Annotated in this window: 11 protein-coding genes; 5 read left to right on the top strand and 6 right to left on the bottom strand. The window is 62.4% G+C overall.

Features of this window, described 5'->3' with window-relative positions:
* Window positions 1–96: 96 nt before the first annotated feature.
* From P3T17_RS15100 to glgC, 4 genes are all read right to left on the bottom strand, one after another.
* A complete protein-coding gene (locus P3T17_RS15100) occupies window positions 97–558 on the bottom strand; it encodes a hypothetical protein (RefSeq protein WP_074265051.1) in 462 nt (153 codons plus the stop codon).
* A 140-nt stretch (window positions 559–698) separates the two neighbouring features.
* Complete coding sequence (gene pdxY / locus P3T17_RS15095; RefSeq protein WP_074265050.1) at window positions 699–1,562, bottom strand: pyridoxal kinase PdxY; 864 nt, start codon at window positions 1,560–1,562, stop codon at window positions 699–701.
* A gap of 119 nt (window positions 1,563–1,681) precedes the next feature.
* The gene (glgA, locus tag P3T17_RS15090; RefSeq protein WP_429407574.1) at window positions 1,682–3,148 is read right to left on the bottom strand and encodes a glycogen synthase GlgA; all 1,467 of its coding nucleotides are present in this window, start codon (window positions 3,146–3,148) and stop codon (window positions 1,682–1,684) included.
* Window positions 3,149–3,242: 94 nt separating this feature from the next.
* Window positions 3,243–4,514, bottom strand: coding sequence for a glucose-1-phosphate adenylyltransferase (glgC, locus tag P3T17_RS15085; protein ID WP_074265048.1), 1,272 nt, complete (start codon window positions 4,512–4,514; stop codon window positions 3,243–3,245).
* 469 nt (window positions 4,515–4,983) lie between these two features.
* Here glgC and P3T17_RS15080 point away from each other — a divergent pair, with 469 nt between their 5' ends.
* Window positions 4,984–6,072, top strand: coding sequence for an alpha/beta fold hydrolase (locus P3T17_RS15080; protein ID WP_429407573.1), 1,089 nt, complete (start codon window positions 4,984–4,986; stop codon window positions 6,070–6,072).
* Window positions 6,073–6,104: 32 nt separating this feature from the next.
* Here P3T17_RS15080 and P3T17_RS15075 read toward each other — a convergent pair whose 3' ends face one another.
* Window positions 6,105–7,100: an LLM class flavin-dependent oxidoreductase gene (locus tag P3T17_RS15075; RefSeq protein WP_429407571.1), complete on the bottom strand. Its 996-nt coding sequence runs from the start codon at window positions 7,098–7,100 to the stop codon at window positions 6,105–6,107.
* 1,037 nt (window positions 7,101–8,137) lie between these two features.
* Between P3T17_RS15075 and hpnI the strand changes: the two genes are divergently transcribed.
* The 4 genes from hpnI to P3T17_RS15055 all read left to right on the top strand — a co-directional run bounded on the left by hpnI (window position 8,138) and on the right by P3T17_RS15055 (window position 12,766).
* Window positions 8,138–9,364: a bacteriohopanetetrol glucosamine biosynthesis glycosyltransferase HpnI gene (gene hpnI, locus P3T17_RS15070; protein WP_429407569.1), complete on the top strand. Its 1,227-nt coding sequence runs from the start codon at window positions 8,138–8,140 to the stop codon at window positions 9,362–9,364.
* 128 nt (window positions 9,365–9,492) lie between these two features.
* Window positions 9,493–10,914 carry a hopanoid biosynthesis associated radical SAM protein HpnJ gene (hpnJ, locus tag P3T17_RS15065; RefSeq protein ID WP_429407568.1) on the top strand — a complete coding sequence of 474 codons (1,422 nt, stop codon included), beginning with the start codon at window positions 9,493–9,495 and terminating at the stop codon, window positions 10,912–10,914.
* Window positions 10,914–11,777, top strand: a complete 864-nt coding sequence (hpnK, locus tag P3T17_RS15060; RefSeq protein WP_074265044.1) for a hopanoid biosynthesis-associated protein HpnK — start codon at window positions 10,914–10,916, stop codon at window positions 11,775–11,777. Before hpnJ ends, hpnK begins: the two co-directional genes overlap by 1 nt.
* Window positions 11,774–12,766, top strand: a complete 993-nt coding sequence (locus tag P3T17_RS15055) for a lysylphosphatidylglycerol synthase domain-containing protein (RefSeq protein WP_429407566.1) — start codon at window positions 11,774–11,776, stop codon at window positions 12,764–12,766. Before hpnK ends, P3T17_RS15055 begins: the two co-directional genes overlap by 4 nt.
* 71 nt (window positions 12,767–12,837) lie before the next feature.
* Here P3T17_RS15055 and P3T17_RS15050 read toward each other — a convergent pair whose 3' ends face one another.
* Window positions 12,838–14,046, bottom strand: coding sequence for an aspartate transaminase (locus P3T17_RS15050; RefSeq protein WP_429407564.1), 1,209 nt, complete (start codon window positions 14,044–14,046; stop codon window positions 12,838–12,840).
* Between the last annotated feature and the right edge of the window lie 203 nt (window positions 14,047–14,249).

The following is a 14,249-nucleotide window of genomic DNA, read 5'->3' as shown; positions in this document are numbered from 1 at the left end:
GCGGCGGGCAGGTCTTAAGCGTTTGATGCGTGCGGATGCCGGCACACGTGAGGCGGGCGGCGCGGCTGCGCCGGCCCGGTGGGAAGGGGCTTGTTGTTACTGCTCGCCCTGCAGGCGCAGCACTTCTTCGCGCAGGCGCATCAACGGTTCTTTGGTGTCGTCGTCGGCCCAGGTTTCGAGATCGTCGATGGCGCGCTGACAGCCGTCGAGGATCAGGTCGAGGTCGATCGGCACGCCGTTGTTGAGCGCGAACTGGATCGTCTCCGCAAACTGCTGGCACTCGTCTTCGCCGTACGAGATATCGAGGTTGTCGGCGATCACTTCGGCGATGTTGCTGCGCGCCTTGTCGTCGGGCGCGACCAGATCGATGATGCCGCGTGCCACCGCCGGCGAATAGTAGAGCGCGATATCGAGCCACTGCGTCGGATCGAAATCGGCCTCGTCGAACTGCTTCTCGAAGTACTCGATCGCTTCCTGTTCGTGCGCTTCGTCAGCGTCGACGCTAATGCACAATTCCTCGAAATATTCTTCCCGCTCGCTGCGGATATGACCGTCCATCTGTGCCTCGCTTGCCTGTAGCGGGTGCTTGAAAAGAGTTGCGTGCACCACGCGGCACGCATTATAGGACGAGCGGCTGACAATGCCGGGTCAGCAGTCGTTGCGCGAAACCTTGAGGCACGGCGGGTTCGTTGCGCGGGTTACACCGTTTCGACCGTCCAGGCATCGAACCACTCGTGTGGTTGCGCGATTTCATTTTGCGCGGCGACCAGTTCCAGTTCGTAGCGGCCTGCCTGCCAGGTGGCCTTGACGACCGCATTCACGGCGGCGAGCGTATGTTCGAAGGCCACCCGCAGCGGGTCGCCGAGCAGCGTGCGGGCGACGAACACCGCGCTCGTCAGGTCGCCCACACCGACAGGCTGACGGGCAAACGGGTAGAGCGGACGCTGCCCCATCCATGCTTCAGTGGGCGTGACCACCAGCATGTTGAAACGGTCGGCGGGGCTGTTGCGGTCGAGCAGGTGCTTGACCAGCACGAGCTTCGGGCCGCGCTGGATGATCTCGCGGCACGCCTCGACCGCCTCTTCCATGGTCTCGATCTCCCGCCCCACGAGACGCTGCAATTCGCTGTGGTTCGGCGCCATGGCGTCAGCCACCTCGGGCATGGAGCGCACGAGGAATTCCTGAATCCCAGGCTCGACCTTGCAGCCGGTCGTGTTGCCCATCACCGGATCGCAGAAATACCAGGCGCGCGGATTGGCCGCCTTCACGGCCTTGACGATTTCGATCACCGCCTGGGCCTGATCGGGGGCGCCGAGAAAGCCGGATAGCACCGCGTCGCAGCGCGGTAGCACGCCAATCGCGCCGATGCCGTCGAGCAGATCCTGCATCTGCGAGCCGTCGATCGCGCTGCCGGTCCAGTGACCGTATTGCGTGTGATTCGAGAACTGCACGGTGTTGAGCGGCCAGACATTCACGCCGAGGCGGCGCATGGGAAATACCGCCGCGCTGTTGCCGGCGTGCCCAAAAACGACATGCGACTGGATGCTCAGGACGTTTTTCATGATGTGTCGAGTGGCGCACCGTGCGCCGATCAATCAACAATACATGAGTTTTCGCAGGGCCGGCATGATCCGTCCCCGTGGTGTTGCGTCAAGCCATCATTGGATGGGCGGGGAGCGGGTCAGGGCACCGCCAGTTCGCGGTACAGCGCCAGGTAGCGTTGCGCCGAAGCGCCCCAACCGAAGTCCTGGCGCATGGCGCGCCGCTGGGTCGCCCTCCACTCCGTGGAGCGCGCGTGCAGCGCAAAGGCGCGGCGGATCGCGGCGCCGAGCGCGTCCGGCTCGAAGCGTTCGAAGACGAAGCCGGTGGCGAGATCGTCGGCGAGATTTTCCAGCGATGCGTCGACCACCGTGTCGGCGAGGCCACCGACGCGATGCACGAGCGGCAGCGAGCCATAAGCGAGCGCATAGAGCTGCGTGAGGCCGCACGGCTCGAAGCGCGACGGCACGGCCACCACGTCGCTGCCGGCGATGATCGCGTGCGCGAGCGACTCGTCGAAGCCGAGTTCGACCGCCACCGAATCCGGATGGGAATGGGCCACGCGCTGCAGGCCTTTCTCGAGTGCGGCATCGCCGGTGCCGAATACGACCAGTTGTCCGCCTCGCCTGACGATCTCCGGCAGCGCGGCGAGCAGCAGATCGAGGCCCTTCTGTTCAGTGAGACGGCTCACCACGCCGAACAGCAGCGCATCGCTTTTGCCGGCCAGACCGAAACGCTTTTGCAGCGCAGCCTTGCAGGCGTGCTTGCCCGACAGCAACGTCGAGGTGTAGTGCTCGGGGAGCAGGGTATCGGTCGCCGGGTTCCATACCGTGTAGTCGACGCCGTTGAGGATCCCGGACAGATCGTGCGAACGGTTGCGCAGCAGCCCGTCGAGACCGCCGCCCTGGGCGAGCGTCTGGATTTCGCGCGCGTAAGTGGGGCTCACGGTGGTGATGCGGTTGCTATAGAACAGGCCTGCTTTAAGAAACGACATCTGCCCGTAGAACTCGATGCCTTGCATATGGAAGAAGTCGGCCGGCAACCCCAGCTGGCCGAACAGATGAGCCGGAAACACGCCCTGATAGGCGAGGTTATGCACCGTGAATACGCTGCGTGCGAAAGCCCGGCCGTGTTGACGCTCGGCCGCTCGCAGGTAAGCGGGGGCGAGGCCCGCATGCCAGTCGTGTGCGTGGACGATCTGTGGCGCCCACTCCGGATCGAGATGCTGCGCCAGTTGCGCGGCGACCCAGCCGAGCAGGGCGAAGCGCTGGGCGTTGTCGCCGTACGGCACGTGTTCCGCGTCGAGATAGGGGTTGCCCGGACGGTTGTAGAGTGAGTCGGCGCGGATCACGTAGACCACGAGGCCGTTGGCCGGCAGCGTGCCCTGTTCCAGCGTCACGTTCGGCGAGTCGAACCGGCGGCCCAGTTGGGCCACCGGGCGCAGATCGGTGAGGCCCGCCACCACCGATGGAAAGCCCGGCAACAGCACCCTCGCATCGGCACCGAGCTCGATCAGCGCCGAGGGAAGGGCGCCCGCCACATCGGCAAGACCGCCTGTCTTCAGGAGGGGATACAGCTCGCTTGCGACGTGCAGGGCGCGAATCGTCATGGGCAGGTTTCCGGTTGTGGCGCGTGTTGGTTCGGGTTTGCAGGTTACCGGCCCGGCTGCGCGGTTCGACGACTGGGTCGCCCTCCGCGCAATCCTACTGCGCCGGCTTCTGGCCGCGTAGCGCATCCGGCGTCACGAGCACGATACCGGTTTCGGTGCGGTAGAAGCGCTCGGCGTCCTGCACCGGATCTTCACCGATCACCGTGCCGTCCGGAATCGTACAGCCGCGATCGATCACCACCCGGCGCAGCCGGCAACTGTTGCCAATCGTGACCTGCGGCAACAAGACTGCCTCATTGATGTTACAGAAAGAATTCACAACCACATTCGACGACAGCACCGAGCGCGAAATCTGCGAACCGGAGATGACGCAGCCGCCGCACACGACCAGGTTGGTGGCCGAGCCCTGCAGGCCATTCATGTCGCGCACGAACTTGGCCGGCGGCAACTGCTGCTGTTGCGTCCAGATGGGCCAGTCGGGATCGTACAGGTCGAGCGTCGGGATCGTCGAGGCGAGGTCGAGATTGGCGGACCAGTAAGCGTCGACCGTGCCGACATCGCGCCAGTACGGCTCGACGTTCGGATCCGAGGAGACACACGACATGCTGAATGGATGGGCGATCGCATGCCCTTGCGTCACGACGCGCGGCAGGATGTCCTTGCCGAAGTCGTGGTCGGTGTCTTCGGTGGTGATGTTCTCGTCGAGCAGCGTGTACAGGTAGTCCGCGTTGAACACGTAGATGCCCATGCTGGCCAGCGCCATGTCGGGGCGCCCCGGCATCGCGGGAGGATCGGCAGGCTTTTCGACGAAGCCGGTCACGCGGCGGTTCTCATCCACGTGCATCACGCCGAAGGCCACCGCGTCCATGCGCGGCACCTCGATACAGCCCACCGTGCAGTCCGCGCCGCTCTCGACGTGGTCGCGGATCATGCGCGTGTAGTCCATCTTGTAGATGTGATCGCCGGCCAGCACGACGACGTATTTCGGCCGGATCGAACGGATGATGTCGAGGTTCTGGAACACGGCGTCCGCCGTGCCGCGGTACCAGTGACCGCCTTCGACACGTTGCTGCGCGGGCCACAGGTCGATGAACTCGTTGAACTCGCCGCGCAGGAAGCCCCAGCCGCGCTGCACATGCCGGATCAGCGAGTGCGCCTTGTACTGCGTGACGACCGCGATGCGGCGAATGCCCGAATTCAGACAATTGGACAGCGCGAAGTCGATGATCCGGTACTTGCCGCCGAAGTGCACGGCGGGTTTGACGCGTTTGTTGGTGAGCGGCCCGAGCCGCGTGCCGCGTCCGCCTGCGAGGACGATGGCCAGGGTGGCGCGTTGCAGATCGTTGAGGCTTGCCGGAGTTTCCATTTTTTGTCTCCATGTTTCGGGCGGCGATCGCGCTTTTGCGCTGACACCTGTCCCATGCAACGTGGTTGCTGATGTTGTACCCCGGTTGGATCTGCTGGTTTGTTTTTCTATTGATTCTGGTCCAGATACGCGCTGCTGTCGCCCTCCGATTGACAATTGTTTGCTATTTCTAGCACTGATCTACCGCCGGCGAATAGTCTGGATTATGTGGATGCCAAACTTATCGGTGTCCTGCGCAAGATCGCAGTCGAGACTCGCGGTGTCCGTGCGGAACGGCGCATAGCGGTATGAATGGTGCGGCGCAATATGGCTGGCGCCGGGTTTCGGATGGCCGATGCAGGCGCCGGAGCAGGATTCGGATGAGGAACGTAGAATCGGCAACTCGATTGCAGGCCGCCAGGGGTTGAGCTGTGGGGGCGTTCTCGTCGAAGCTGATTTCGCTCAACCATTCTGCCGGAACCCATTGCGTATGAAAGTTAGTCGAACCTCTATGCTCGCCCTGTTCAGCGTCTGTGTGCTGACGGTATGCGCCGCGTTCCACGTAGCGTGGGCCGAGGGCGATAGCGCCGCCAGCGGGCCGGCCACAGCAGGCGCTGCCGCGGGCAACGACGGTCCCGCCTACGGCCCCGAACTGCAGGGCTTCGACTATCCGGCGCCAGTCGAGCAATACGACTTCACTTCGCAAGGCGTTGCCTTGCATATGGCGTATATGGACATCAAGCCAGTGCATCCCAACGGCCGTACGGCGGTGCTGCTCCATGGCAAGAACTTTTGCGCGGCCACCTGGGAGCCGACCATCCAGCGTCTGAGCGATGCCGGCTACCGGGTGATTGCGCCGGACCAGATCGGCTTCTGCAAGTCCAGCAAGCCCGAGCACTATCAGTACAGTTTCCAGCAACTGGCGCGCAATACGCATGCGTTGCTCGACGCGCTAGGCGTGAGCCGCGTCACGATGATCGGCCATTCGACCGGCGGCATGCTCGCGATCCGCTATGCGCTGATGTATCCGCAAGAGACACAGCAACTGGTGCTCGTCAATCCGATCGGCCTCGAGGATTGGAAAGCGAAAGGGGTGCCTTCGCTCTCCGTCGATCAATGGTACGAGCGTGAGCTGAAGACGACGGCCGACGGCATTCGCCGCTACGAACAGTCCACCTATTACGCGGGCCATTGGCGCGCCGACTACGAGCCGTGGGTGCAGATGCTGGCGGGCATGTACCGCGGGCCGGGCAAGCAGATCGTCGCGTGGAATTCAGCGCTGCTGTACGACATGATCTATACGCAGCCGGTGGTATATGAACTGGGCGAACTGCAGATGCCGACGTTGCTGATGATCGGCCAGAAAGACACGACGGCCATTGGCAAGGACGCTGCGTCGCCGGAGGTGCGGGCGCAGATCGGTCACTATCCCGAACTGGGCCGTCTCGCGGCGCGGACGATTCCGCATGCCACGCTCGTCGAGTTCGCGGACCTGGGGCACGCGCCGCAGATGCAGGACCCGCAGGCGTTTCATAAGGCGCTGCTTGACGGGCTGGCGGCGGTACCGGCGAATCAGTAAGCGGGTGAGTCGACCGCGCGGCCTCTCGTTACTTACTGACCGCCGGCAATCTCATCGCGCACCTGCGCGGCGATCTCGAACGAGTGCAAGCGCGCGGCGTGATCGTAAATCTGCGCGGTCAGGATCAACTCATCCGCGCCGGTCTGCTCGATGATCGACAGCAGGCCTTCGCGAACGGTATCCGGATCGCCGATCACCGAGCATGCGAGCGATTGCGCGACACTGTTCAATTCCATCTCCGCCGCTTCGATCCGGTCCACCGGCGGTTGCAACTGCCCAGGCGTGCCGCGGCGCAGATTGACAAACTGCTGCTGCAGTGAAGTGAACAGGCGATAGGCCGCTTCGTCGGTGTCGGCCGCGAACAGGTTCACGCCAACCATCGAATAGGGCTTGTCGAGCGCCGCCGAGGGACGGAACTGCGCGCGATACAAGCGCAGCGCGGTCAGCATATGGTCCGGCGCGAAGTGCGACGCGAACGCAAACGGCAGACCGAGCGCCGCGGCCAGTTGCGCGCTAAAGAGCGACGAGCCGAGCAGCCACAGCGGCACATACAGCCCCGCGCCTGGTACTGCTCGCACGCGCTGACCGGGCACCGGATCCGCGAAGTAGCGCTGCAGTTCGACCACATCGTCCGGGAACGTGTCGGCGCTACCGTGCAACTCGCGACGCAAGGCGCGCGAGGTGGTCTGATCGGTGCCGGGCGCGCGGCCCAGACCCAGATCGATCCGCCCCGGGTAGAGCGATGCGAGCGTGCCGAACTGTTCGGCGATCACCAGCGGCGCATGGTTGGGCAGCATCACGCCACCCGAGCCGACGCGTATTGTTTTGGTCCCACCGGCCACATGGCCGATCACTACCGACGTCGCGGCGCTGGCGATGCCGGTCATATTGTGATGCTCGGCGAGCCAGAAGCGCCGGTATCCCCATTGTTCCGCGTGCTGGGCGAGATCGAGCGTGTTGGCGAAGGCCTGCGCCGCGCTCGCGCCGGCGGTGATAGGAGAGAGGTCGAGGACCGAGAAAGGGATCATGGCAAGTTCGTCCGAAGCCGTGCGTCGCGCGGGTCGCGCGGAGCGATGTGCTCGCACGCCTGTAAGTCCGTCGACAGCAAAGGCAAAGATCGATTGTGCCAAAGCGCTTCGATTCCCGCTGACGCGGTGAACAAGTCCACACCGCCGACAGGGTGAGGGTGTCGTTGCGGCGAATCGTGCGGTGTCTGCGTGTGACGTCGCACAGATCGCAGGTCCGGCTGGGGCTAGCGTGAGATGGCTGCTGCGCAGCAGATGCACGGCGCACCGTCGGTGCGCTGGACCACGCATCCGTGCTGCGCTGCGGCAGGCGGCGATCGTGATGCCAGCCGGTTCGTTGCGTCACGCGTAGGTCGGCTACGCAAAGTACCTCCGGACGCAGCGGACCGGCCGGGTCATCGGACCCTGGCCTGCCGTCGGTCGCATGCGCCGCGCGCGATTTGTTCAGACCAGTCGCTTGAGGCAAGCCGGTGCAATTCGCCTCATTGAGCAGATCATTATCTGAAAGTACCGCGCGTATCCCCAGAATGCCGCGATTATTGTCAGTCAAATAACACAGCTTTATAAAACTGTAAAATATCCCTGCTAGCCCAGTAAAAGGCGGTTTAGAGCGAACGGCGGTAATGAAGCAAGTTTTCACGGGGACTGCTACAATTTTTCCGACCATGAACGTGCAGGCGATTGCCTTTCAAAGGCCGGACACCGGGCTGTCAGCCTTGCTGGTCATGGTTTTGTACGCCCGTAGGTTTGATCTCTGCGGTCGCTGACAGAAGCGCAACCAGAGCGGTCGGTCATTATTGACCGATAGATCTCTGTCTATTCGCTTTCGATTATCTGTCATAAAGCCGATCAAGTATTACGGGAAATTACAGTAAAGCATTCGCACACGTTGCTTCGACAATGCGGCTCATTCCGATGCCAATTGTTCCGACGCAGGCAGAAGGAGTTCCGATCTTGCGAGCGAGCGTATCCATGCATCTTTTGTCGATTTGTCCTGCTATCGCCGGGTTGCGTGCTACCGGCAGCGGGAGAGGTGGCCAATGACGGTGCATTCGCTATCTGGTCTGGAGTGGCTGCTGGTTCTGACGTGCTGTGCCGCCACGGTGTATGCCGGTGTTGCCGCTGTCGCGATGCCGTTTTTTAGCAAGCGTGCTGCTGTGCGTCATGTGGGCTGGAGTTCCGTCAGCGTGCTCAAACCGCTGTGCGGGACCGAGCCGCGTCTGTACGAAAACCTGGTGACGTTTTGCGAGCAGGCGCATCCCTGCTTTCAGTTACTGTGCGGGGTTTCGTCGCCGGTCGACCCGGCCATCGGCGTAGTGCGGCGGCTGCAGGCGGCGTATCCGCATTGCGACATCGAACTCGTGATCGATTCGCGCGTGCACGGCAGCAACCTGAAGGTCAGCAACCTCATCAACATGGCGCAGCGTGCGCGCCATGACATCATTGTGCTTGCCGATAGCGACATCGCCGTTGAACCGGACTACCTCGACACCGTCACCGCGCCGCTCGCCGACCCCGACACGGGCGTCGTCACCTGCCTGTACCGGGCGCAGAGCGTGGGTGGCTTCTGGCCGAGGGTGGGGGCGCTGTTCATCAACGAATGGTTTGCGCCGTCGGTGCGCGTCGCGCATGCGGGTGGCTCGCGCCGTTTCGGCTTCGGTGCGACGCTGGCGTTGCGACGCACGACGCTCGAGAACATCGGCGGCTTCGAGACCCTCAAGGATTGCCTGGCCGACGACTACTGGCTCGCCGAACATGCACGCGCGCTTGGGTTGAATACGGTGCTTTCGTCGGTGATGGTCGCCACTGACGTGATCGAGCCCACTTTCACCACCTTGTGGCTGCGCGAATTGCGCTGGTTGCGTACGATCCGCTCGGTGAATCGCTCGGGGTTCGCCTCGCTGATCATTACGTTTACGACGCCGTGGCTGCTGGTCAGCGCGCTGCTGGCGGTCGGGCTGGGTAATGGACTGATCGATGGAACCACCGGCGGAGCGGGCGCTCATCCATTGATGGCGCTGACGCTGTCGATCAGTGCGGCAACCGGCCTGTTCGCGCGCGTGCTGTTGCATGCGCGCAGCGCCCGCATTTCGCGCACCTTCTGGCGCGATCTGCCGCTCGTGCCGCTGCGCGACACGCTGCTCGCCTTGCAATGGCTCGGCGCGGTGTTCGGCTCGCATGTCGTCTGGCGCGGCGCGCGGATGTCGGTCGTCAATCGCGTGGCGCAGACGCGTGCTTCGATTGTGGAACTCTCCGATCGTGGATGAAAACGTCTGCGGATTGGGCACCTGGTGCGGCGTCACGCCGGGGTATTGTGGCGCTGCGGCGGTAGAACAGTATCATCGGTTTTAACGACTTTTCAGAAATCAGAATCAAGGCAGATAGCGGAGCACATATGAAAACGCTGTTTTTGCAGGCCCCGTCGTATGACGGTTTCGATGGCGGCGCGGGGTCGCGCTATCAGGCGAAGCGTGAGATCCGTTCGTTCTGGTATCCGACATGGCTCGCGCAGCCTGCGGCGCTGGTGCCGGATAGCCGCGTGCTCGACGCGCCGGCGGATGGTCTCTCGGTGGAGGCTTCGCTCGATATCGCGCAGCAGTATGAGCTCGTCATCATTCATACGAGTACGCCGTCGTTTCCAACGGATGCGATGTTTGCGCAGGATCTGAAGAAGCGCAAACCGTCGGTGATGATCGGCATGGTGGGCGCAAAGGTCGCCGTCGATCCGCACAACTCGCTGACCGCAAGCGAAGCGATCGATTTCGTCTGCCGTGAAGAATTCGATTTCACCTGCCAGGAAGTGGCGGCGGGCAAACCGCTCGCGCAGATCCAGGGCTTGAGCTATCGCGCTGCGGACGGTTCGATCGAGCACAACGAGGCGCGCCCGATCCTCGAGAACATGGATGAGCTGCCGTTCGTGGCGCCCGTCTACAAGCGTGACCTGAAGATTGATAACTACTTCATCGGCTATCTGAAGCATCCGTACGTGTCGATCTACACGGGCCGCGGCTGCCGCTCGAAATGCACGTTCTGCCTGTGGCCGCAGACGGTGGGCGGTCACCGCTACCGCACGCGCTCGGTAGAGAACGTACTGGAAGAAGTGAAGTGGATCCGCGACAACATGCCTGAAGTCAAGGAGATCATGTTCGACGACGACACCTTCACCGACTTCAAGCCACGCGTCGAAGAGATCGCACGCGGGCTGGGCAAGCTCGGCGTGACATGGTCCTGCAACGCGAAAGCGAACGTGCCGTATGCGACGCTGAAGATCATGAAGGAAAACGGCCTGCGTCTGCTGCTGGTGGGCTATGAATCGGGCGACGACCAGATCCTGCTGAACATCAAGAAGGGCCTGCGTACGGATATCGCACGACGCTTCAGCGAAGACTGCCGCAAGCTGGACATCAAGATTCACGGCACCTTCATCCTGGGGCTGCCGGGCGAGACGCAGGAGACGATCGAAAAGACGATCGAGTACGCAAAGGAAGTCAACCCGCACACGATCCAGGTGTCGCTCGCGGCACCTTATCCGGGCACGACGCTCTACAACCAGGCCGTAGAAAACGGCTGGCTGCAGGAGAACAAGGTGATCAACCTGGTGAGCAAGGAAGGGGTGCAGCTCGCGGCGATCGGCTATCCGCATCTGTCGCGCGAAGAGATCTATCACCACGTCGAGAGCTTCTACAAGCGCTTCTATTTCCGGCCCTCGAAGATCTGGGAGATTGTGCGCGAGATGTTGCTGAGCTGGGACATGATGAAGCGGCGTCTGCGCGAAGGCGTGGAGTTTTTCCGCTTCCTGCGCGCTCACGAAGCGTGATGGCGTACGAGGCTCGGCTTTCGCAGCGCACGCTGATCTTCACGGCGGACGATTTCGGTTTGCATGAACGGGTCAACGAGGCAGTCGAGCGTGCGCATCTGTACGGTGTGCTGACGGCAGCGAGCCTGATGGTCGCCGCGCCGGCCGCGCGCGATGCGCTCGCGCGCGTGCGGCGGCTGCCGGAATTGCGGGTCGGCCTGCATCTGGTGCTGGCCGATGGCGCGGCGCTCCTGCCGCGCGAGGCGATTCCGGCGCTGGTCGGTCCGGAGGGCCGTTTCGGCGACGATATGGTGCGCGACGGCTTTCGATTTTTCTGTCTACCGTCCGTGCGCAAGCAACTCGCACTGGAAATCCGTGCGCAGTTCGAAGCATTCGCGAAGACCGGGCTGCCGCTCGATCACGTCAATACCCATAAGCACTTCCATCTGCATCCGACGGTGCTCGGGCTGATCCTCGAAATTGGCCCCGACTACGGCATGCGTGCGGTGCGTCTGCCATACGAATCCAACGAACCGCTGTGGCTTAAACCGTGGATTGGCCTGGTGCGGGACCGCCTCGATCATGCCGGTATTGCGCACAACGACTATGTGGTCGGCATCTCCAGGACGGGGCAGATGACCGAGGGTGTCCTGCTCGATGCGTTGGCGCGCTTGCCGGACGGCGTGGGCGAGATCTATTGCCATCCGGCCACGGCGGGTGAGGGCGCGTTGAGCGCCGGCATGCGCGACTATCGGCATGCGGACGAACTGGCCGCGTTGCTGTCGCCGCGCGTGGCGGCGGCTATCGAGGCGGCCGGGGCGACGCGCGGCGGCTTTGCCGACGTGTTCGGCGAGTGGCATCGCCGCGGTGCGCAAGCGTCATGAAGCGCCTGCAATGGGCCGGTTTGCCGATCGGGATCGCGATCCTGATTGGGCTCGTGCTGCACGAGGGTGTCGGCGGTCTGATTCAGATCATTGGGCAAGCCGGGTTTGCGTTGCTGTGGCTTGTGCCGTTTCATGCACTTCCGTTGTTGCTCGATGCGTATGCGTGGCACCTGTTGCTGGGTAAGCGGGCATCGCTGATATTTCTTTGGTGGGTGGCGACGGTTCGTGAAGCCGTGAGCCGCTTGCTGCCCGCAGCGGGGATTGGCGGGGAGATTGTCGGGATTCGGCTTGCCGCCTGGCGTGTGAACGATCTGAGCGGAGTCAGTGCCTCAGTTGTCGTCGAGGTCATGGTGACCATGGCCGTCCAGTATGTTTATTCGGCGCTCGGGCTGGTGTTGATCGTGGCGGCTACGCATCAGGCTGGGGTCGTGCGCACGATTGGAATGGCTTTGCTTTTGTCGTTGCCTTTGCCTGTTATCGCTGTGGTCCTCATTAGGCGGGGCGGGGTTTTTTATGCCATCGAGCGGTGGGCTGGGAGGTTGTTGCGCTCCACGGATTCCCTCCTCTCGGCGGTCGATGGGCGGCAGCTTGACGCCGATATCGATGCGCTTTTGTCTCGCAGCGGGCTTTTACTGAGGGCGTTTCTCTGGCAACTGAGTGGGTATCTGCTTGGCGCGCTTGAGACTTATTGGGCTTTGGCGTTACTGGGGCATCCTGTTTCTTTGAGCGGGGCTTTGGCTATTGAAGGCCTCACTCAGGCTGTCAGGCATGCCGCGTTTTTTGTTCCCGCTGGGGTGGGGGTGCAGGACGCGGCGGTTGTGCTGCTTGCGCAATTGTTTGGGGTCGATCGGGACGTTGCGCTTTCTTTAGCTCTCGTTAAGCGCATGCGCGAGGTTTTGTTTGGGTGTGCTGCGCTTCTCTCATGGCAGGGGGGTGAGGTTCTCCGCCGTTTGGGCGGGCCTTCTTCCGTTATCAAGGGCAGGGTTTGAAGGTCGTCTGGGTTGCCGGTTTATTTCGTTTGCGGCGCGGCTTTCGTTGGTGTTCCTGAGGTTCACTGACGTCATGCCAGCGCGGCGACGACCTCGGCGATCTTGCGGCAGCCCTCAGCGATGATTTCAATGTTGGCTGCGATCGACATCCGGAAGTATGGCGATAAACCGTAGGCGGACCCGGAGACGACAGCCACGCCCGCGTCTTCAAGCAGATACAGCACAACCTCCGTATCTTCGTTGAGAACTCTTCCCCGCGGTGTGGTACGGCCGATCAGGCCACTGCAGTTGACGTACAGACAAAACGAACCGTCTGGCGCAAGGCAACTGATACCGGGAATGGCGTTGAGCGCTTTGACTGCATACTCGCGTCGCTCGCGATAAACACGCCCTGAATCCGTCACGAACGTCTGGTCGCCGGTGAGCGCGGCCAGCGCAGCGGCCTGACTGACCGAACTGGCATTGCTGGTCGATTGCGACTGCAACGTGTCCATTGCTTCGATGATGTCCAACGGGCCTGCCGCATAACCGATTCGCCAGCCGGTCATCGCGTAGGTCTTTGAGACGCCGTTGACTACCAGCGTGCGTGAGCGGAGTTTGGGTTCGATGTTCAGCAGATGAACGTTATCGGCATCGTCGAAGCGAATATGCTCGTAAATATCGTCCATCAGCACCATCACGGACGGATGGCGTAACAACACGTCGGCAAGCGCCCGCAATTCCGCCGTACTGTAAGTGGCGCCGGTGGGATTGTTCGGTGAGTTGAGGATGAGCCAGCGCGAACGCGATGTGATCGCCGCTTCGAGTGTGGCGGCCGTAAGTTTGAAGCCATCGGACTCGGAGCAGGCAAGCGCCACCGGGATTCCGTCGCAAGCCAGCGTCATGTCCGGGTACGACACCCAGTAGGGGGCGGGTATCAGCACCTCGTCACCGGCTTCGACGGTGACGGCCAGAGCATTGAAGATCGCGTGTTTGGCCCCGCAGGTCACGATGATCTGACGAGGATCGTAGGCAAGCCGGTTTTCGCGCTGAAGTTTAGAAGCAATCGCCGTACGCAGTGCCAGTGTGCCTGCGGTTTGCGTGTAACGCGTTTCGCCGCGCTCCATGGCCTCGTAGGCGGCGCGCCGAATGTGTTCCGGAGTATCGAAATCGGGCTCGCCGACCACCAGGTTGATGATGGTCTTACCCTGCCTGCGCAACTCAGCGGCGCGATCTGCAGCGGCGCTGCTTGGGGAGGGCTTGATGCGCTGTACACGAGCCGCGATTCGCGATGAACTCACTCCAGACTCCTGAAGGGTTTTAGTATGAACAAAGCTTAAGCGGGCAGAATCCGTCACGCAAAGACCGATTTCCTCTGGAGAAATAGCATCGTCTTATGGCACCTTCGCCGCGGCAGATGCTCACAAAATATTGCACGGAGTCGCGTCGGCTAAAGATGCCGCCGTGCCTGCCGTTATTGAATGTGCGCCTGAGGCGCTCTAGC

The organism is Paraburkholderia sp. GAS82, assembly GCF_050436285.1.
Classification (GTDB): Bacteria; Pseudomonadota; Gammaproteobacteria; order Burkholderiales; family Burkholderiaceae; genus Paraburkholderia; species Paraburkholderia phenazinium_B.
Note: the sequence above shows the minus strand (reverse complement) of the source record. Positions and strands in the feature narration are given on the sequence as shown.